Source organism: Dactylosporangium vinaceum (assembly GCF_019904175.1).
GTDB classification, from domain to species: Bacteria; Actinomycetota; Actinomycetes; order Mycobacteriales; family Micromonosporaceae; genus Dactylosporangium; species Dactylosporangium vinaceum.
In genome coordinates, this window is record NZ_CP061913.1 from 772,231 (window position 1) to 790,167 (window position 17,937).

The following is a 17,937-nucleotide window of genomic DNA, read 5'->3' on the forward strand; positions in this document are numbered from 1 at the left end:
CGACATGAAACGCACCCGGGTCGTGTACCGCAAGTACGACGGCTCGCTCCACTGGAACTACGAGACCGACCTGCTCGGCGAGGACGAGCACGGCATCTGGGTCGGCGCCGGCCCGGCCACCCGGATCTTCAAGGGAACCACCCTCAAGGGTGCCCCGGAGTCGCCCCACGTCCTGCTCTTCCCCCGCCAGGCGTGGTGGACGGCGTGCTTCAACGCGGCCCCGCACCGCACCGAGATCTACTGCGACATCACCACCGTCGCCCACTGGCTCGCGGACACCGAGGTGACGGCGATCGACCTGGACCTGGACGTCCGCCGCCGGCGCAACGGCACCGTGGAGCTGCTGGACGAGGACGAGTTCGCGGCGCACCAGGTCCGCTACTCCTACCCGGCCGACGTGGTGGCGCAGGCGCAGGCGAGCGCCGCGTGGCTGCTGGGTGCGGTGGAGCAGCGGGTGGAGCCGTTCGGCTCGGCGTATCACGAATGGCTGCGGCTCGTCACCTGACGGCGGGGCAGGGTGAGGACGACGCCGAGCAGCAGCAGGCCGCACAGCACCTGCTCGATGCGCAGCCAGACCGGGAACAGGCCGGGGATCGAGACCACGACGGCGATCGCCACCGTCATGACGATCGCGACGATGCGCAGCCGCCGCACATCGCCGCGCCAGGCCAGGACGTTGGCGACGACGGCGCTGGCCACCACGAGCGAGCCGCGGACCCAGACCGCATCGGTCACGAGGTCCGGGTGGTGGCGCAGCACGTAGGCGAGGACGAGGGCGGCCACGCTGAGCGTGAGGTAGCCCGCGGTCAGCAGGCGGGGAGTCAGGGTCATGCCGATCAGCCTGGCCGGGTGGGGCCGGGGAGCGCATCGGCGCCCGGGTAGAGAGTCGATCTCTAACCGAGGGTGGATGCCGATCCGCCGGAGCTTCGGTTGAATGGGGCCATGAGCTCCGAGGCGCTGGCCACCCTGGACACGGCCCGGGCCAGGCGGGCGGCCGTCATCCGCTGGCTGCGACCCCTGGCTCCGCTGGTCATGGCCGTGGTCGTGTGGTCGGTGGGCACGTCGCAGCCGGGGCGCCCGGCCGTCGTCGTGCTGGGGCTGTTCATCGCGGCCGGGATCGGCGCGGTCGCCACGCTGACCCGGCGGCCGAAGGTGCACCTGGCCTGCACCGGCGCCATCCTGGCCACGTCGGCCGCGCTGACCTGGCTGGCGCCGGACAGCGCGGCGGTGGCCGGCATCTTCGTCGGCGTCTCGTTCCTGGCCCCGCTGCTGCGCGGGCACGTCTCGATCCCGATCGCGGTGGTCGCTCTGATCCTGCTGGCCGTCGCGGTCGCGTCGGCGCACAACGGCGGCTCGCTCGTCGAGTCGCTGCTCGACGCGCTGATGGTCGGGGCCTTCTACGGGATGCTTGTCTTCGCGATCCGGCTGGCCGAGGCCAACGAGGAGGCCGAGCAGCTGGTCGAGGAGCTGGCCCGGGGGCGGGCGGCCCAGGCCGAGGCGGCCCGGCTCGCGGAGCGCCAGCGGCTGGCCCGGGAGATGCACGACGTGCTCGCGCACTCGCTGACCGGGCTGATGCTCCAGCTGGAGGGGGCGCGGATGCTGGCCGTGCGCACGCCCGGCGACCCGCGGCTGCCGGCCGCCCTGGAGCGGGCCCAGCAGCTCGGCCGGGCCGGGCTCGACGAGGCCCGGCGGGCGATCGGGCTGCTGCGCGACGACGAGCTGCCGGACCTGGCCGAGCTGACGAGGTCGTTCGCGCGCGACCACGGCGTCCGCTGCGAGCTCACCACCGAGGGCGCCGAGCGGGAGCTGGAGTCCCCGGCCCGGATGGCGGTCTACCGGGTGGCGCAGGAGGCCCTGACCAACGCGGCCAAGCACGCCGAGCCGACGCTGATCACCGTCCGCCTGCAGTACGAGGCCGAGACTGTCCGGCTGACCGTCGAGGACTTCGGGGTGCGCCCGGCCGTCGTGAGCGCGGGGGCCGGCTACGGGCTGACCGGCATGCGCGAGCGGGCCGAGCTGCTGGGCGGCACGCTGGAGACCACACCGACCGACAAGGGCTTCCGCGTGACCCTGGAAGTGCCCGCGTGACCGGTCCGGAGCGTAGCGGAGGGGGCATCACGATCCGGGTGCTGCTGGCCGACGACCAGCGGGTCGTGCGCGAAGGGCTGGCCCTCGTGCTCGGGCTGCTGGCCGACGTCGAGGTGGTCGGGGCGGCCGCCGACGGGGCCGAGGCCGTCGAGCTGGCGCTGCGCCACCGGCCCGACATCGTGCTGATGGACCTGCGCATGCCCCGCGTCGACGGGGTCGAGGCGACCCGGCGGCTGAAGCAGCAACTGCCCGAGGTCCGCGTGGTCGTGCTGACCACCTACTCCGATGACCGGTCGGTGCTGGAGGCGCTGCGGGCCGGCGCGAAGGGGTACCTCACCAAAGAGGCCGGCGGCGAGGAGATCCTGGCGGCCATGCGCCGCGTGCTCCAGGACGGGGCCGCGCTCGACCCGGCGGTGCAGCACCACGTCCTGAACGCCCTGCACAACCCGGTGCCGAACAACAGTGACGGCCTCACCCCGCGCGAGGTCGAGGTCCTCGCCCTCATCGCCGAAGGGCTCAGCAACGCCGAGATCGCGGCCCGGCTGTTCATCAGCGAGGGCACCGTCAAGAGCCACGTCAACCATCTGCTGGCGAAGATCGGCGGGCGGGACCGGGCCCAGGCCGTGGCCTACGCGTATCGGAACAACATCATATAGAAAAGAGGCGTGAATCAGCTGAAGACGACGGGGTCCGAGTTCTTCACCGGGGTACGGCTGCTGGGCAAGGGGTTTGCCCGCTATGGGCGCAATCCCCGGCTGCTGCTGCTCGGCACAATTCCGGCCGCGATCACGTTCGCGCTGTTCGTGATCGGCTGGGTCTTCCTGATCATCTACATCGACGACCTGGCGAACGCGGCGACGTGGTTCGCCGACGACTGGTCGGGCGTCTGGCGCGGGCTCATCGAGGTCGGCGCGGGCGCGGCCATCCTCATCGCCGCCGTCCTGCTCTCGGTGCTCACGTTCACCGCGCTCACGCTGCTCATCGGCGACCCGTTCTACGAGAGCATCTCCGAAAAGATCGAAGACGGCCTCGGGGGTACTCCGGGCGCGGTGGACCGGCCCTGGTACCGCACGCTGTGGCCGAGCCTCGTCGACTCCCTCCGCCTCGTCCTGCTGGGCGTGGCGGTGGCCATCCCGCTGTTCCTGATGGGCTTCATCCCGATCGTCGGGCAGACCGTGGTGCCGGTGCTCAACGCGCTCGTCGGCGGCTGGCTCATCGCGCTCGAGCTCACCGGGGTCCCGTTCACCCGGCGGGGGATGCGCCTGGCCGACCGGCGCAAGATCCTGCGGGCGAACCGGGCGCTCACGCTCGGCTTCGGCATCCCGGTCTTCCTGATGCTGCTGATCCCGATCGTGGCGATCGTCGTCATCCCGGCCGCCGTGACCGGCGCGACGCTGCTCACCCGGCGCGCGCTCGGGCTCGACATCGAGCACGAGGTCAGGCCAGCAGGCCCCGCAACAGCGTTGCGTCCCCGCTGACCAGGAGCGTGTCGAACGGCACCCGGCCCCACAGCGCCAGGGCCAGGTCGCTCGCGCTGCCGCTGGCCGTGGCCCGCTCGTGGTGCTCGTCGGAGTCGAGCAGCGTGTCGGTGTCGAGCAGGGCGATGCCGGCCCCGCGGAGCCGGACGTACCAGACCTGATCGGTGTCGGTGGCGTGCAGCGCGATCATCCCGGCCCGGTCGGCCGGGCCGCTGCGCCGCCCCGACGGGATCCAGGTGTCGAGCACCTCGGTGACGTTGTCGCTGGCCAGGCGGGCCTCGATCGGCTCGGCCAGGCCGCCGGCCATCTGCGCGTCCCAGCGGTGGATCGTCGTCTCGTGGGCCATGCGCCGGTGCCAGAACGACGCCTTCTTGGCCTGGGGCGCGAAGTTGTACGCCGGCAGCTCCGGGTCGACCGCGTCGAGCGTCGCCACGAGCTCGGTGAACGCGTCGGTCCAGGCGGCCGCCGCGTCGACGCCCGCGGGCAGCGGGTCGCTCGCGCGGTCGCCCGGCTTGTCGAGGACGCCCCGCGTGACGTGGCCGGTCACGTACGAGTACACCTGCGTCAAATGCCACGCGAGATCGGCCAGGCTCCAGCCCGGACAGCTCGGCACCGGTGCGTCGAGGGGCGTGCCGCTGCCCAGTGCGGTGCGGAAGGCGTCGCCTTCGGTCCGCAGGGCGGCCAGCCAGATGTCCTTGGTGAGCTGAGGCTTGCTCATAGCGAACTAGATTAGGGCACCGCTTACGCTGGTGCGGTGCCCGAACCCCGCACGCTCGCCGCGTTCACGACTCTGCGCCTCGGCGGCCCGGCCGGCCGCCTGATCGAGGCGGCCACCGAAGCCGAGGCGCTGGCCGCGCTGCGGACGGGCGGCGATCAGCTGATTCTGGCCGGCGGCAGCAACGTCGTGGTGGCCGACGAGGGCTTTCCCGGCACCGTCGTGCTCCTGCGCACCCGCGGGATCGCGGCCGAGGTGCGCGACGGCGCGGTCACCCTGACGGTCGCCGCCGGCCACCCCTGGGACGAGGTGGTCGCGGAGGCGGTCTCGCGGGGCTGGTCCGGCGTCGAGTCGCTGTCGGGCATCCCGGGCTCGGCCGGCGCGACCCCGATCCAGAACGTCGGGGCCTACGGCCAGGAGGTCGCCGAGACGATCACCGCGGTGCGGGCCTACGACCGCGAGCGCGACGAGATCGTGGAGCTCCCGGCGGCCGGCTGCGGTTTCGCGTACCGCACAAGCGTCTTCAAGCACAACCCGCGCTACGTGGTCCTGTCGGTGACGTTCCGGCTGCGGGCCTCGGACCGCTCGACCCCCATCGCCTACGCCGAGCTGGCCCGCACCCTGGGCGTCGAGCCGGGCGCCACGGCCCCGCTCGAAGAGGTCCGGTCGGCCGTGCTGAAGCTGCGGGCCGGGAAGGGGATGGTGCTGGACCCGGCCGATCCGGACACCTACTCCGTCGGCTCCTTCTTCACGAACCCGATCGTGCCGGCGGCCGACTTCGAGCGGGTCCGGGAGCTGGCGGCCGAGTTCGGCACCCCGCCTTCGTGGCCGGCCGGTGACGCGGTGAAGCTCAGCGCCGCCTGGCTCATCGAGCGGGCCGGGTTCGCCAAGGGCCACGGCGACGCCGCCCGCGGGGTCTCCCTGTCGGGCAAGCACACCCTCGCACTCACCAACCGCGGCCGCGGTACCACCGAGGCGCTCCTGGATCTGGCCCGTGAGATCCGCTCCGGCGTCGCGGACCACTTCGGGGTGACGCTGCACCCGGAGCCGGTGCTCGTCAACTGCGCGATCTAGGGCGCCACCGAGGAGTACGGGACGGTGATCTCGCCGAGGCGCCAGCGGGCCGGGCGGTCGAGCACCGGCCAGCCCGCCGACCGGGCCGACTCGACGGCCGCTCGCCAGCGCTGGCGCGGGCCGAAGACGGACAGCGGGGCGGCGGCCCGCCAGCCGGTGTCGAGGTCGGACAGCAGGGCGTGGATCCGCTCACCGGGGACGTTGTGGTGGATCAGGGCCTTGGGCAGGCGCTCGGCCAGGGTCCCCGGCGTGTCCAGGGTGGCCAGGCGGCCGGCCAGGGTGAGCGTGCGCGGGCCGGCGGGGGAGACGAGCACCCAGGCGGCCAGCCGGCCGAGCTCGTCGCAGGTGCCCTCGACCAGCAGCGCCCCGGTCGCGGTCATCGCGCGCCAGGCGGCCGGGACGTCCGGCTCGCCGTACTGCCGCAGCACGTTGAACGCCCGCACCAGGGTGGGGCGCAGGCCGGCCAGCTCGAACCCGCCCAGGCGGAAGCGCAGCCCGGCGGTCTCGTAGGGGCGGGCCGCGGCCACCCGGGCCGGGTCGATCTCCAGGCCGACGACCGGGACGCCGAGCCGGGCGTGCAGCTCGATCGCGGTGATCGGCGAGGCGCCGTAGCCGAGGTCGACCACGAGCGGGTCCGGCGCCCGGCGGAGCACCCCGCCGAGCGTCGCGGCGATCCAGTTGTCGACCCGGCGCAGGCGGTTGGGGTTCGTCGTCCCGCGCGTGATCGATCCGACAGGCCTCGGATCGGCTGGCTTCACTCGAATACTCGGTGGACCTTGTGCTGGGCGGCCTGGGCGAGCGGGCGCACGACGAGCCGGTCGATGTTGACGTGGTGCGGGCGGGTCGCGGTCCAGGCGATGCAGTCGGCGATGTCGTCGGCGACGAGCGGCTCGGCGACCCCGGCGTAGACGGCGGCGGCCTTCTCCGCGTCGCCCTCGAAGCGCTTGAGCGCGAACTCGTCGGTCCTGACCATCCCGGGGTCGATCTCCACGACCCGGATCGGGCGGCCGCTGAGCTCCAGGCGCAGGGTCTCGGCGACGGCGGTCTGGGCGTGCTTGGCCGCCGTGTATCCGCCGCCGCCCTCGTACACGAGCAGCCCGGCGGTCGAGCTCAGCACCACGACAGTGGCCCGGCCGGAGCGCTCCAGCAGCGGCAGGAGCGCCTTCGTCACCCGGACGGTGCCCAGCACGTTGACGTCGAACATCCACTGCCAGTCCGACAAATCGGCGTTTTCCACAGTTTCCGCGCCGATCGCCCCGCCCGCGTTGTTGACGAGCAGCTCCACCGAACCGCCGATGCCACTCACGTGATCGGCCAGATCCGCGACCGACGAGTCGGACGTGACGTCGCCGACGAAGTACGACGCCGTCGTCAGCGACCCGACCAGGTCCTTGAGCCGGTCCTCGCGCCGGGCGACCGCGACCACGTGGAAACCTTCGGCGTCCAGGCGACGGACTGTGGCCGCGCCGATACCGCTTGACGCGCCGGTGACGACGGCGATTCGAGTAGACATGTGGCTATCCTGCACGAAGTTGCCGGCGGCGCAGTGACCAACGCAACGGTGGGTTCATGCCCCGGAGCGAGGGAACATGGACGGTTGGGAAGATGTAACCGATTGGCAACAGACAGGAGCACGACGTGGCGCGGGTCGATTCGCTGCACGGCCATACCCCGCACTCCCGCCGTACCCTGCCGAGGCGGGTGGCCACGCTCTCCGTGCACACCTCGCCCCTCGACCAGCCGGGCACCGGCGACGCCGGCGGGATGAACGTGTACATCGTCGAGGTCGCCGAGCGGCTCGCCCGGGCCGGCGTCGAGGTGGAGATCTTCACCCGGGCCACCAACAGTGAGCTGCCGCCCACGGTGGAGATGGCCCCCGGCGTGCTCGTGCGGCACATCATCGCCGGGCCGTTCGAGGGCCTGGCCAAGGAGGACCTGCCGGCCCAGCTGTGCGCGTTCACCGGCGGGGTCCTGCGGGCCGAGGCGGCCCGGCCCTCCGGCTGGTACGACCTGGTGCACTCCCACTACTGGCTCTCCGGGCAGGTGGGCTGGCTGGCCAAGGACCGCTGGGGCGTGCCGCTGGTGCACACCGCCCACACCCTGGCCAAGGTCAAGAACCAGCTGCTGGCCGACGGGGACAAGCCCGAGCCGATCGCCCGCGTCATCGGCGAGGAGCAGGTGGTGGCCGCGGCCGACGGCCTGGTCGCCAACACCCCGTCCGAGGCGGCCGACCTCATCGACCTCTACGCCGCCCACCCGGGCAAGGTGTGCGTGGTGCCGCCGGGCGTGGATCTGGACCGGTTCGTGCCCCGCCCGCACCGCAAACTCGCCGCCCGGGAGCGCTTCGGCCTGCCCGCCGACGCCCGGATCGTCGCCTTCGCCGGGCGCATCCAGCCGCTCAAGGCCCCCGACGTGCTGCTGCGCGCGGCCGCCGAGCTGCGCGCGAGCGACCCGAAGCTGCTCGTCGTCATCTGCGGCGGCCCCAGCGGCTCCGGCCTGGACCGGCCCACCGCGCTCATGGAGCTCGCGGCCGACCTGGGCATCGCCGACATCGTCAGATTCCTGCCGCCGCAGTCGCGCGACGCCCTGGCCGAGCTGTTCCGGGCGGTCGACGTCGTCGCCGTGCCCAGCTTCAACGAGTCGTTCGGCCTTGTCGCTATCGAGGCGCAGGCGTGCGGGACGCCCGTGGTCGCGGCGGCCGTCGGCGGCCTCGTCACGGCGGTCCGCGACGGCGTCTCCGGCGTGCTCGTCGACACGCACAAGCCGGCCGACTGGGCCGCGGTGCTCGGACCGCTGCTGGCCGAGCCGGCCCGGCGGGCGGCGCTGTCGCTCGGCGCGGTCCAGCACGCGCGCGAGTTCTCGTGGGCGCACACGGCGAGCGGCCTGCTCGCCGCCTACCGGGACGCCCTGGAGTTCAACCGGACGGTGGTGGCGGCATGACCTCCCCGAGCGATGTGTCGGCGCTTATCGAGCGGGTCGCCGCCGAGCGGGAGATCCCGTGGGAGAAGACCGGCGACAATGCGTACGTCGTGACGCTGCCCGGCACCCACAAGCAGAAGACGAACTGCAACCTGATCGTCGGCGAGCACGCCGTGCGCATCGAGGCGTTCGTGATGCGCCACCCGGACGAGAACCGGGAGGCGCTGTGGGAGTGGCTCCTGCAGCGCAACGCCCGCATGTACGGGGTGGCGTTCAGCATCGACCAGGCCGGCGACGTGTACCTCATGGGCAAGCTCCCGCTGCACGCCGTCACCGAGGCCGAGCTCGACCGGCTCCTCGGTGCGGTGCTGACCTACGCCGACGAGAGCTTCGACCCGATGCTGGAGATCGGCTTCGGCTCGGCCATCCGCCGCGAGTGGGAGTGGCGGGTCAAGCGCGGCGAGCCCCTCGACAACCTCCGCGCCTTCACGGACTTCGTGAATCGACCGGCCTAGCTACCCTCTGCAGGTGTGACCGAGGAGAGGCCAATCCTGGCGTGGAGGCCGGTGAGCGCCGTCGCCGGCCTGACGGGGCTCCTGCTGCTGCTCACCATCGACCGATACGACTACCACCGCGACGAGCTGTACTTCCGCATGGTCGGCGCGCACCCCAAGTGGGGCTATGTCGACCAGCCGCCGTTCACCCCGCTCATGGTCCGGGGGTGCATCGAGCTCTTCGGTGACACCGTCTGGGCGATCCGCATCCCGGGCCTGTTCTTCCTGGCCGGGGCCGCGTTCCTGCTGGCGCTCATCGCCCGCGAGCTCGGCGGCCGGGCCGTCGCGCAGACCCTGGCGGCGGCCGGGACGCTCACGACCTTCCCGCTCGTGGCCGGCCACATCACCATCACCGCCGCGCCCGACCTGGTCATGTGGCTGCTTGTCATCCTGTGCCTGCTGCGCGCGCTGCTGCGCGACAGGCCCCGGTACTTCCTCCTGGCCGGCCTCGTCGCCGGTATCGCGCTGTACAACAAGCACCTCGTGATCCTGCTGCTGCTGACGTTCGCGGCCGGCCTGCTGATCGCCGGCCCGCGCCGGGTGCTGGCGTCGAAGTGGCTCTGGGCCGGGGCGGCGATCGCCGTGGTCGTCGGGCTGCCGAACCTGCTGTACCAGATCGCCAACGACTTCCCGCAGGTCCACATGGCGAACGCGCTGGCCGAGAACAAGGGCGACGACGCCCGGATCACGCTGCTGCCGCTGCAGCTGCTGTGGCTCGGCCCCTTCTTCGTCCCGATCTGGGGTGCCGGGATCGTGGCCCTGCTGCGGCGGCCCGAGTGGCGGGCGGTGCGGGCGTTCGCTGTCGCGTACCCCCTCATGCTCCTGCTCCTGTTCGTCATCGCCGGCCAGCCGTACTACAGCTTCGGGCTCCTGGCCGCGCTGTTCGCCATCGGCGCGGTCCCGGCCGAGCGCTGGCTCGCGGGCGGCGGCTCGCGGCGGTGGCTGCTGGGTGCGGCGGTCATCGTCAACTGCGGTGTGGCGATCGTCTCGTCGCTGCCGGTGCTGCCGATCGACGTCGTCGGCCGGACCCCGGTCCCGGCCATGAACCAGGGCATCGCCGACGAGATTGGCTGGCCCCGCTACGTGGCCCAGGTGAAGGCGGTCTACGACGCGCTGCCGCCCGGCGACCAGGCGCACACGGTGCTGCTCACCGGCAACTACGGCGAGGCCGGCGCGCTCGACCGCTACGGCGCGCCCCTCGGCCTGCCCGCTGTCTACAGTGGACAGAACGAGCTCTGGTACCTCGGCCCGCCGCCGGAGTCCGCGACAGTCGTGGTCCTGGTCTCCCAGAGCGACCCGGCCCGGCGCGGGGCGTTCGGCTCCTGCGTGGAGAAGGCGCGGCTCGACAATGGTTACGGCGTGGACAACGAGGAGCAAACAGCCCGGGTGTACGTCTGCCGGGACCGGACCGGCACCTGGACCGAGCTGTGGCCACGCTTTCAACATTTTGATTGATTTCAATTGTTTCACGTGTGTGAGCGAGGCGACAGTCCATTCATATTGGCGTAAGAAACGACTGCCGCGTAACGTCGTTGACGGATCCGGCGATTCCTGGAGTTGGGGAGCGGCGGGGGTGTTCCGGGCCGCAAGGCCCACTCGCGATGACGTGTCCGGGCGGGGCGTGTCATCGCAGACCGGCGGCACACAGCGGGTGCCGTGGACTGGGGGTGCACGCACCCGCTGCCGCCGGTTACGAGCCTTCGGCAAACTTAAGGCCCGCGTAAAGACGCCGGGGCCGCGCAGCCCGTAATTTCCTCGCATGCGTAGGCGCCTGCTGATCGCCGCCCTCGTGCTGAGCACACTTGCCGGCTGTGGGACCCAGGCCGCAAACAGCGCCCCGGCGAGCACCCCGGAAAGCCCCTCCGCGGCGGCCGCGGCTGAAAGTTTCGCCGGCTCCGACGGCAGCGCCGTCCCCGACGGCCACGCCGGCCTGGCGGCCCAGGGGACCACCCCGTCGGCGAAGGCGGCCAGCACCGCTGCGGCCGCGAACTCCGGCAAAGCGCCCACCCAGACCTTCGCGATCACGAACAGCACGTTCACGTTCACGAGGGCGGGGCGGACGCTGCGGACTGTCGTCTGGTACCCGAAGACCGCCGGCCGCTACCCGTTGGTGCTGTGGAGTCACGGCCTGCACGGCTCACCCGAGGGCTACTCGTCGGTCATCCAGAAGATCGCCACCGCCGGCTTCGTCGTCGCCGCCCCGGCCTACCCGTTCACCAACGACAAGGCGAACCCGTTCAACCAGAACGACATGGCCAACCAGCCCGCCGACGCCTCCGCCGTCATCACCGAGGTGCTCAAGCTCGACGCCCAGTCCGGCTCCCCGCTCAACGGCCGGATCGACACCGCCCACGTCGGCGCGGCCGGGCACTCCGCCGGCGGGTACACCACCGCCGGGCTGCTCTCCGGCAGCACCCGCGACGCCCGCCTCAAGGGCGCCGTCATCGTGTCCGGGGGCTCGATGGGCGGCAAGTTCTCCGGCGCCGCCACCCCGGTCCTGTTCATCCACGGCGACGCCGACGGCACTGTCCCGTACAGCAGCGGCAAATCGCTCTTCGACGGCACCTCCTGGCCGAAGGGCCTCCTGACGCTGCTCGGCGGCGACCACAGCGCCGGTCTGTGGAGCACCGACGCGGGCGGGGCGGCGGTGAGCAAGTCGATGATCGACCTGTTCCGCTACAGCCTCTACGGCGACGCGGCGGCGAAGTCCCGGCTGCGTGGCGACGGTACCGTCGACGGCGCCGCGAAGTACGACGGCACGCTATAGGAACAGCTCGGCCAGCCCCGTCATCTCCAGCTGCGCATGGGCGAGTGGGCGCGGGTTGCGCACCCGCAGCGCACAGCCGGCCCCGGCGGCGAGCTTCCAGCAGCCGACCAGGGCCCCGAGGCCGGCCGAGTCCAGCAGCGTCACCGCGTCCAGATCGAGAATCAGGGCGTCCGGGCGGAAAGCGGGCAGGACCGCCCGGACCGCCGCCGTCATCTGCTCCCGGGTGGCCAGATCCAGGATGCCGGCGAGCCGGATGACGACGGTCTCCGGCGAGGCGGGCTCGAGCGTCGCCGACAAACCGTCCACGACGGCGGCGCTACCCGGCGACCGGCACCGCAAACTCTTCGGCCGCCGCGAGCTGTGCGGCCACCCGGCGCTCGCGGGCCGGCTGGATCAGCAGGTGCCCGGCCGCGGCGATCAGGCCGAGGGCGCCGCAGACGATCCAGTGCCAGGCGCCGAGGTACTGCAGGCTCACCCCGCCGGCCGCGGGCGCGATGAAGCCCGCCGCCGGGAACGTCAGATAGAAGACGCTCTGGTACCGCCCGCGCAGTGCCTCCGGGGACAGCTCCGCGATGACCGCGGCGTTGGGCGGGGCGGCGATCATCGAGCCGGCGGTCCACACGGTCGCGGCGGCGAGGTAGCCCAGGATGCCGTCGGCGAGCGAGACGGCGGCGAAGCCCAGGCCCAGCAGGACGTTGGCCACGGCGAGCGCGGTGCCCTTGCGCCAGCGGCCGATGAGCCGCGGCACGAACAGCTGGCCGACGACGATGAGCAGCGCGGCGTACGCGACCACCGAGCCGTACGCCGACGGCCGCAGCCCGTCCGCGGTGATGGCCAGCGGCAGGATCGTCGACGTCTGCGTGCTCAGCACGGCCAGCAGCAGCGACAGCCCGACGAAGAGCATGTAGGCGCGGTCGGTGAGGGCCGTGTGCAGGCCGCCGGCCGACGTGGCCGTCGCGCGGTGGGCCGGCCGGGTCTCGCGGACCTTGCCCAGGATCAGCAGGGCGGTCAGCAGCGTGCCGGCCGCGTCGACCGCGAACAGCAGCGTGAAGCTCACCTCGGCCAGCGCGCCGGCCAGCACGGAGGCGACCGCCATGCCCAGGTTGAACGCCCAGAACTGCAGGTTGAACGCGCGGCTGCGGTCGTCGGCCGGGGTGACGTCGACGATCGCGGCGACGAAGGCCGGGCCGGGCATGGCGTGCATCATGCCGAGCAGCGCGGCCAGCACCGCGATCGCCGGGATGGGCCGGGCCACGATCAGCCCGGCCAGGACCGCGACGGCGCCGAAGTGGGCGAGCAGGAGTGTCGGCCGGCGGCCCCAGCGGTCGGCCAGGACGCCGCCGAGCAGGACGCCCGCGATGCCGCCGATGCCGTAGAGGCCCACCACGAGGCCGGCGACCGGGATCGCGAGGTGGCGGGCGGAGGTGAGGTACAGCGAAAGGACCAGCGCGACGAAGCCGCCGACGCGGTTGATGAGCATGCCGGTCCAGAGGTACCAGTAGAGCCGGGGGAGGCCGCCGATCGTGGTGCGGTACCAGGTGCGCACGTACTGTCGTCCTTTAGTTAACCGTCTTTACAGTTTGATCCTATCCACTTCTCGCTGGGTCAGCACGGCGACCCGGCGCTCGCGGGCCGAGGCGGTGGCCAGGCTCCAGGCCGCGGCCACCAGCCCGACGCCGAGGCAGCCGAGCCACAGCGCGGTGTTGCTCAGACGGTCGCGGACCAGGCCGCCGAGCGTCGGCGCCAGGAACGAGGCGCTCTGCCAGCTCAGGCTGAACAAGCCCTGGTAGCGGCCGCGCATGGATACCGGCGACAGGCCGGCCAGCAGCGCCGCGGTGGATGGCGCGTTGAGCATCTCGCCGGCCGTCCAGACGACGATCGTGGCGGCGTACAGCAGCGGCGTGTGCGCGAACGCGGTGAGCCCGAAGCCCAGGCCGACCACCACGACCGAGACCGGCATCACATAGGCCGGGCGGCGCCGGGTGAGCACCCTGGTGACGAGCATCTGCCCGGCCACGATGAGCACCCCGTTGAGGGCGATCACCACCCCGAACGTCTCGCTCGACAGGCCGTCGTCGACCATGGCGAGGGGCAGCATCGACTGGTGCTGGAGCATCACGAGGGCGATGAGCAGGTTGCAGGCCACGAACCCGAGGAACACCCGGTCCTTGAGCACGGCCGCGACGCCGCCGGCCTCGGTCTTCTCGACGAGTGGGGGCCTCGTCTCCCGGATGCGCCACAGCACCAGCAGGCCCGCAGCCGCGGTGGTGGCCGCGTCGGCCGCGAAGAGCGTGAAGTAGCCGGCCTTCGCCGCGAAGCCCGCGGCCGCCGCCGACACCGCGAAGCCGAGGTTGATGGCCCAGTAGTAGGTGCCGAACGCCCGCATCCGGTCCGCGGCCGGCACGATGTCGGCGATCATCGCCCCCAGCGCCGGGCGGGCCGCCTCCGTGGCCGCGCCGAGCAGCAGCGCGGTGCCCATGATCTGCGCCGGGCCGCGGGCCAGCCCCAGCGCGAGCAGGACCGCGCAGGACGAGAACAGCGACAGCAGCGCGGTCGGGCGGCGGCCCCAGCGGTCGGCCAGGTGCCCGCCCGCGGTGACGCCGATCGCGCCGCCGACGCCGTAGAGGCCGATCACCAGGCCGGCCGCGCCCGCACTGAAGCCGCGCTGGGTGGTCAGGTAGATCGTGAGGAAGATGACGACGAACCCGCCGGCCCGGTTGACGAGCGTCGCCGTCCACAGCACCCAGAACTGACTCGGTAAGCGCTGCTTCCCCGTAATGACTGCCACGGTCTGGCATCCTTACATCGGATGCCCCGTGATGTCGAAGGCATTCGGTGCGGGAGGATGGCGTCATGAGCGAAGTCGGGACACTGGTGCTCTTGCGGCACGGTGAGAGCGAGTGGAACGCCAAGAACCTGTTCACCGGCTGGGTCGACGTGGACCTCAGCGCCCAGGGAGAAGCCGAGGCCCGCCGGGGCGGCGAGCTGATCCGTGATTCCGGTCTGCGGCCGGATGTGGTGCACACGTCAGTGCTGCGCCGTGCCATCCGCACCAGCGAGATCGCCCTGCACACCGCCGACCGGCACTGGATCCCCGTCCAGCGCTCGTGGCGGCTCAACGAGCGGCACTACGGCGCACTGCAGGGCAAGGACAAGAAGCAGACCCTCCAGGAGTTCGGCGAGGAGCAGTTCATGCTCTGGCGCCGCTCCTACGACACGCCCCCGCCGCCGATCGCCGACGACGACGAGTGGTCGCAGGCGAGCGACGCCCGCTACGCGGCCCTGCCGCCGGAGCTGCGGCCGAAGACCGAGTGCCTCAAGGACGTCGTGGCCCGGATGCTGCCGTACTGGTACGACCAGATCGTGCCCCAGCTGCTCAACGGCAAGACGGTCCTCGTCGCGGCGCACGGCAACTCGCTGCGGGCGCTCGTGAAGCACCTCGACGGCATCTCCGACGAGGCGATCGCCAAGCTCAACATTCCGACAGGCATCCCGCTGCGCTACGACCTCGACGCGGCGCTGCGCCCGGTCACGGCCGGCGGCACCTACCTGGACCCGGAGGCGGCCAAGGAGGCGGCCGCCGCGGTGGCGAACCAGGGCCGGTAACGGTTTTCGGAGGCCGGCCCGCCCGGGCCGGCCTCCTTTGCCGTCTACTGCGCCGCGTCGCGGCTGCCGAGCGCCTCGCCCGTGACGAGGAAGACGACCTGGTGGCCGGCGTTGACGGCGTGGTCGGCGTAGCGCTCGTAGAAGCGGCCGAGCAGCGCGCTGTCCACGGCGGCCTCGGTGCCCTCGGACCAGTCGGCCGCGAACATGATGCCGAACAGGTCGGTGTGCAGCTTGTCCATCGCGTCGTCGTCCCGGTCGAGCTGGCCCGCGGCGACCACGTCGAGCTTCGAGATGGCGGTGGAGATCTTCCCGGCGATCCGGTCGGCGGTGGCGCCCATCTGCTCGAACGTCGCCACCAGCGGCTCCGGGATCGCGCGGGCGGGGTGCCGGCGCAGTGTGGTCTTGGCCACGTGCACGGCCAGGGCACCCATCCGCTCGATGTCGGCGGCCAGGTGCAGGGCGGTCAGCAGCAGCCGCAGGTCGGAGGCGACGGGCGCCTGGCGGGCACAGAGGTCGTACACCTTGTCCTCGACCAGCCGGTAGAGCGCCTTCACCTCAGGGTCGCGGGCGATGACCTCTTCGGCCTCCGTCTGGTCGGCGTTGAGCAGGGCGCTCGTGGCCCGGCTCATCGCGGCGCGCACCGCGTCGGCCATCCAGACGAGCAGCTTGTTGACCTGTAGAAGATCGGCACGGTATTCGTCGCGCATGGTGCTCCCATCGTTTGTGGCACCCACCGTATGGCCCGAACCCGTGGCCCCCGGTAAACACTGGCCGCCACCAGGGTGAACACTGGACCACATGAGCCCGATTCGTGCCTCAGTGCACGCTGGATGCGATAACGGGTCTCCTACGATCGAAGCGTGGATTGGAAGTTCCGGCAGCCGAAAGCCGAGGGACCGGCGATGACCGACATCCTCGACGCGCTGCAGGTCGGGGTCCTCGTCCTCGACGAGGCCGACAAACCCGTGCTCGTCAACGCGGCGGCCCGCGACATGGGCCTGGTCCGGCAGCGGCAGGCCGGTGCCGCGGCCCCGGCCGAGGAGGCGCACACGATCGTGCGCACCCTCGCCGGTCAGGTGCGCCGCACCGGCATCACCCGCGTCGTCGAGCTCGACCTGCCCCGCCTGACCCACGGCGAGCCGCTGGGCGTCAACGTCCGCGCGGTCGCGCTGGACGGCGGCCGGGTCGCGATCGAGGCGGCCGACGTCACCGAGGCCCATCGGGTCGCCCGCGTGCGCCGCGACTTCGTCGCCAACGTCAGCCACGAGCTCAAGACCCCGGTCGGGGCGCTGCAGCTGCTCGCCGAGGCGCTGCTGGACGCGACCGACAAGGACCCGGCGGCGGCCATCCGGTTCGCCGAGCGGATCAAGCACGAGTCGTCCCGGCTCGGCCGGCTGGTCTCGGAGCTGCTGGAGCTCTCCCGGCTGCAGGGCGCGGAGCCGCTGCCCGAGCCGGAGCCGGTCGACGTCGACAAGATCACCGTCGAGGTGCTCGACCGGGCCAAGACCCCGGCCTCGGCCAAGGAGATCGAGCTGCGCTTCCAGGGCGTGCGCGGGCTCACCGTCTACGGCAACGAGAACCAGCTCGTCACCGCCGTGGTCAACCTGGTCGAGAACGCGATCGCGTATTCGCCCGAGCGCACCTCGGTCACCGTGACGGTCAGCGAGGACAACGGCTACGTCGACATCGCCGTGGCCGACCAGGGTATCGGCATCGAGCCGCGGGACATCGACCGGATCTTCGAGCGGTTCTACCGCGCCGATCGGGCGCGCTCCCGGGCCACCGGCGGCACCGGGCTCGGGCTCGCGATCGTCAAGCACATCTCCACGAACCACGGCGGTCGCGTGACGGTGACGAGCGCCGTGGGAGTTGGCTCGACGTTCACGTTGCGGCTGCCATCGCGTCCGACGGAGGCCGCATTGGCGCTACCGCCGTCAGTTGAGATCGGAGGGGCCCCATGATCGTTACGCAACAGCAACCTTCCACCCGCGGTTCGCAGCGCAGTGCGGCTCCCCGGCAGCTACGAAAGGACAGCACGTTGGCGCGCGTACTCGTGGTCGAGGACGAAGAGTCCATCTCGGACCCGTTGTCGTACATGCTCCGTCGCGAGGGCTTCGAGGTGTCGATCGCCGCGACCGGCACCGAGGCGATGACCGAGTTCGACCGCACCGGCGCGGACATCGTCCTGCTCGACCTGATGCTGCCCGAGATGTCGGGCACCGAGGTGTGCCGGCAGATGCGGCAGAAGTCGAACGTGCCGATCATCATGATCACGGCGCGGGACAGCGAGATCGACAAGGTGGTCGGCCTGGAGATCGGGGCCGACGACTACGTCACCAAGCCCTACTCGCCCCGTGAGCTCGTCGCCCGCATCCGCGCGGTGCTGCGCCGCCAGGTCGACACGGTCGGCGAGCTGGCCCCGCCGACGCTCTCGGCCGGCCCGGTCCGCATGGATGTCGACAGGCACGTGGTGACGGTCGGCGGGGATGCGGTACAGCTGCCGCTCAAGGAGTTCGAGCTTCTCGAACTGCTCCTGCGCAACGCCGGCCGGGTGCTCACCCGCGGCCAGCTGATCGACCGCGTCTGGGGCGCCGACTACGTGGGCGACACCAAGACGCTCGACGTGCACGTCAAGCGGCTGCGCTCGAAGATAGAGCCGGAGCCCTCGGCGCCGCGCTACATCGTCACGGTGCGCGGCCTCGGTTACAAGTTCGAGCCCTGATGAGCGCTACCCGG

Annotated in this window: 19 protein-coding genes and 1 pseudogene; 12 read left to right on the forward strand and 8 right to left on the reverse strand. The window is 72.0% G+C overall.

Annotation, left to right across the window (positions count from 1 at the left end; translation table 11 throughout):
* Nucleotides 1–4: 4 nt before the first annotated feature.
* Nucleotides 5–505, forward strand: a complete 501-nt coding sequence (locus tag Dvina_RS03560; RefSeq protein WP_223100936.1) for a DUF402 domain-containing protein — start codon at nt 5–7, stop codon at nt 503–505.
* Here Dvina_RS03560 and Dvina_RS03565 read toward each other — a convergent pair.
* On the reverse strand, nt 478–831 hold the full coding sequence (locus Dvina_RS03565; RefSeq protein WP_223100937.1) for a hypothetical protein: 354 nt from the start codon (nt 829–831) through the stop codon (nt 478–480). The two genes, Dvina_RS03560 and Dvina_RS03565, sit on opposite strands and share 28 nt — an antisense overlap.
* Nucleotides 832–942: 111 nt before the next feature.
* Here Dvina_RS03565 and Dvina_RS03570 point away from each other — a divergent pair, with 111 nt between their 5' ends.
* From Dvina_RS03570 to Dvina_RS03580, 3 genes are read left to right on the forward strand one after another with little or no spacing between them, the layout of a single operon-like run.
* A complete protein-coding gene (locus Dvina_RS03570) occupies nt 943–2,088 on the forward strand; it encodes a sensor histidine kinase (protein ID WP_223100938.1) in 1,146 nt (381 codons plus the stop codon).
* The gene (locus Dvina_RS03575; protein ID WP_246656000.1) at nt 2,085–2,744 is read left to right on the forward strand and encodes a response regulator; all 660 of its coding nucleotides are present in this window, start codon (nt 2,085–2,087) and stop codon (nt 2,742–2,744) included. Before Dvina_RS03570 ends, Dvina_RS03575 begins: the two co-directional genes overlap by 4 nt.
* Nucleotides 2,745–2,753: 9 nt before the next feature.
* Nucleotides 2,754–3,566 (forward strand): EI24 domain-containing protein, encoded by an 813-nt coding sequence (locus Dvina_RS03580; RefSeq protein ID WP_223100939.1) that lies wholly within the window; start codon nt 2,754–2,756, stop codon nt 3,564–3,566.
* Here Dvina_RS03580 and Dvina_RS03585 read toward each other — a convergent pair.
* Nucleotides 3,526–4,284 carry a maleylpyruvate isomerase family mycothiol-dependent enzyme gene (locus Dvina_RS03585; protein WP_223100940.1) on the reverse strand — a complete coding sequence of 253 codons (759 nt, stop codon included), beginning with the start codon at nt 4,282–4,284 and terminating at the stop codon, nt 3,526–3,528. The genes Dvina_RS03580 and Dvina_RS03585 overlap by 41 nt on opposite strands.
* A gap of 36 nt (nt 4,285–4,320) precedes the next feature.
* Between Dvina_RS03585 and Dvina_RS03590 the strand changes: the two genes are divergently transcribed.
* Nucleotides 4,321–5,355 (forward strand): UDP-N-acetylmuramate dehydrogenase, encoded by a 1,035-nt coding sequence (locus tag Dvina_RS03590; protein ID WP_223100941.1) that lies wholly within the window; start codon nt 4,321–4,323, stop codon nt 5,353–5,355.
* Here Dvina_RS03590 and Dvina_RS03595 read toward each other — a convergent pair.
* Both Dvina_RS03595 and Dvina_RS03600 read right to left on the reverse strand, forming a co-directional pair.
* A complete protein-coding gene (locus Dvina_RS03595) occupies nt 5,352–6,113 on the reverse strand; it encodes a class I SAM-dependent methyltransferase (RefSeq protein ID WP_223100942.1) in 762 nt (253 codons plus the stop codon). The genes Dvina_RS03590 and Dvina_RS03595 overlap by 4 nt on opposite strands.
* A complete protein-coding gene (locus Dvina_RS03600; RefSeq protein ID WP_223100943.1) occupies nt 6,110–6,868 on the reverse strand; it encodes an SDR family oxidoreductase in 759 nt (252 codons plus the stop codon). Before Dvina_RS03600 ends, Dvina_RS03595 begins: the two co-directional genes overlap by 4 nt.
* Before the next feature lie 125 nt (nt 6,869–6,993).
* On the opposite strand from Dvina_RS03600, the gene mshA reads away from it, so the two are divergent.
* From mshA to Dvina_RS03620, 4 genes are all read left to right on the forward strand, one after another.
* A complete protein-coding gene (gene mshA, locus Dvina_RS03605; RefSeq protein ID WP_246656001.1) occupies nt 6,994–8,295 on the forward strand; it encodes a D-inositol-3-phosphate glycosyltransferase in 1,302 nt (433 codons plus the stop codon).
* Nucleotides 8,292–8,789, forward strand: coding sequence for a type III secretion system chaperone family protein (locus Dvina_RS03610; protein ID WP_223100944.1), 498 nt, complete (start codon nt 8,292–8,294; stop codon nt 8,787–8,789). The genes mshA and Dvina_RS03610 overlap by 4 nt, the downstream gene beginning before the upstream one ends.
* A gap of 15 nt (nt 8,790–8,804) precedes the next feature.
* On the forward strand, nt 8,805–10,283 hold the full coding sequence (locus Dvina_RS03615) for a glycosyltransferase family 39 protein (RefSeq protein ID WP_246656002.1): 1,479 nt from the start codon (nt 8,805–8,807) through the stop codon (nt 10,281–10,283).
* A 304-nt stretch (nt 10,284–10,587) separates the two neighbouring features.
* A complete protein-coding gene (locus Dvina_RS03620; protein ID WP_223100945.1) occupies nt 10,588–11,595 on the forward strand; it encodes an alpha/beta hydrolase family protein in 1,008 nt (335 codons plus the stop codon).
* Here the strand turns inward: Dvina_RS03620 and Dvina_RS03625 are convergent.
* From Dvina_RS03625 to Dvina_RS03635, 3 genes are read right to left on the reverse strand one after another with little or no spacing between them, the layout of a single operon-like run.
* A complete protein-coding gene (locus Dvina_RS03625; protein WP_223100946.1) occupies nt 11,590–11,901 on the reverse strand; it encodes an STAS domain-containing protein in 312 nt (103 codons plus the stop codon). The two genes, Dvina_RS03620 and Dvina_RS03625, sit on opposite strands and share 6 nt — an antisense overlap.
* Before the next feature lie 10 nt (nt 11,902–11,911).
* Nucleotides 11,912–13,141: an MDR family MFS transporter gene (locus Dvina_RS03630; protein ID WP_380027201.1), complete on the reverse strand. Its 1,230-nt coding sequence runs from the start codon at nt 13,139–13,141 to the stop codon at nt 11,912–11,914.
* A gap of 27 nt (nt 13,142–13,168) precedes the next feature.
* Nucleotides 13,169–14,383, reverse strand: coding sequence for an MDR family MFS transporter (locus Dvina_RS03635; RefSeq protein ID WP_223100947.1), 1,215 nt, complete (start codon nt 14,381–14,383; stop codon nt 13,169–13,171).
* A 65-nt stretch (nt 14,384–14,448) separates the two neighbouring features.
* On the opposite strand from Dvina_RS03635, the gene Dvina_RS03640 reads away from it, so the two are divergent.
* Nucleotides 14,449–15,201, forward strand: coding sequence for a phosphoglyceromutase (locus Dvina_RS03640; protein WP_223100948.1), 753 nt, complete (start codon nt 14,449–14,451; stop codon nt 15,199–15,201).
* A gap of 44 nt (nt 15,202–15,245) precedes the next feature.
* Here Dvina_RS03640 and phoU read toward each other — a convergent pair whose 3' ends face one another.
* Nucleotides 15,246–15,908 carry a phosphate signaling complex protein PhoU gene (gene phoU / locus Dvina_RS03645; protein WP_223100949.1) on the reverse strand — a complete coding sequence of 221 codons (663 nt, stop codon included), beginning with the start codon at nt 15,906–15,908 and terminating at the stop codon, nt 15,246–15,248.
* A gap of 207 nt (nt 15,909–16,115) precedes the next feature.
* On the opposite strand from phoU, the pseudogene Dvina_RS03650 reads away from it, so the two are divergent.
* Together Dvina_RS03650 and Dvina_RS03655 are read left to right on the forward strand one after the other, a co-directional pair.
* Nucleotides 16,116–17,162, forward strand: a pseudogene (locus tag Dvina_RS03650) (sensor histidine kinase); the annotation flags it as partial.
* 77 nt (nt 17,163–17,239) lie between these two features.
* On the forward strand, nt 17,240–17,923 hold the full coding sequence (locus Dvina_RS03655) for a response regulator transcription factor (protein ID WP_223100950.1): 684 nt from the start codon (nt 17,240–17,242) through the stop codon (nt 17,921–17,923).
* Nucleotides 17,924–17,937: the final 14 nt, after the last annotated feature.

What these genes read in the sequence shown, in the direction of transcription:
- Dvina_RS03560 (WP_223100936.1), top strand. Translation starts at nt 5, where the DNA reads ATGAAACGCACCCGGGTCGTGTACCGCAAGTACGACGGCTCGCTCCAC.
- Dvina_RS03565 (WP_223100937.1), bottom strand. Translation starts at nt 831, where the DNA reads ATGACCCTGACTCCCCGCCTGCTGACCGCGGGCTACCTCACGCTCAGC.
- Dvina_RS03570 (WP_223100938.1), top strand. Translation starts at nt 943, where the DNA reads ATGAGCTCCGAGGCGCTGGCCACCCTGGACACGGCCCGGGCCAGGCGG.
- Dvina_RS03585 (WP_223100940.1), bottom strand. Translation starts at nt 4,284, where the DNA reads ATGAGCAAGCCTCAGCTCACCAAGGACATCTGGCTGGCCGCCCTGCGG.
- Dvina_RS03600 (WP_223100943.1), bottom strand. Translation starts at nt 6,868, where the DNA reads ATGTCTACTCGAATCGCCGTCGTCACCGGCGCGTCAAGCGGTATCGGC.
- Dvina_RS03610 (WP_223100944.1), top strand. Translation starts at nt 8,292, where the DNA reads ATGACCTCCCCGAGCGATGTGTCGGCGCTTATCGAGCGGGTCGCCGCC.
- Dvina_RS03620 (WP_223100945.1), top strand. Translation starts at nt 10,588, where the DNA reads ATGCGTAGGCGCCTGCTGATCGCCGCCCTCGTGCTGAGCACACTTGCC.
- Dvina_RS03640 (WP_223100948.1), top strand. Translation starts at nt 14,449, where the DNA reads ATGAGCGAAGTCGGGACACTGGTGCTCTTGCGGCACGGTGAGAGCGAG.
- phoU (WP_223100949.1), bottom strand. Translation starts at nt 15,908, where the DNA reads ATGCGCGACGAATACCGTGCCGATCTTCTACAGGTCAACAAGCTGCTC.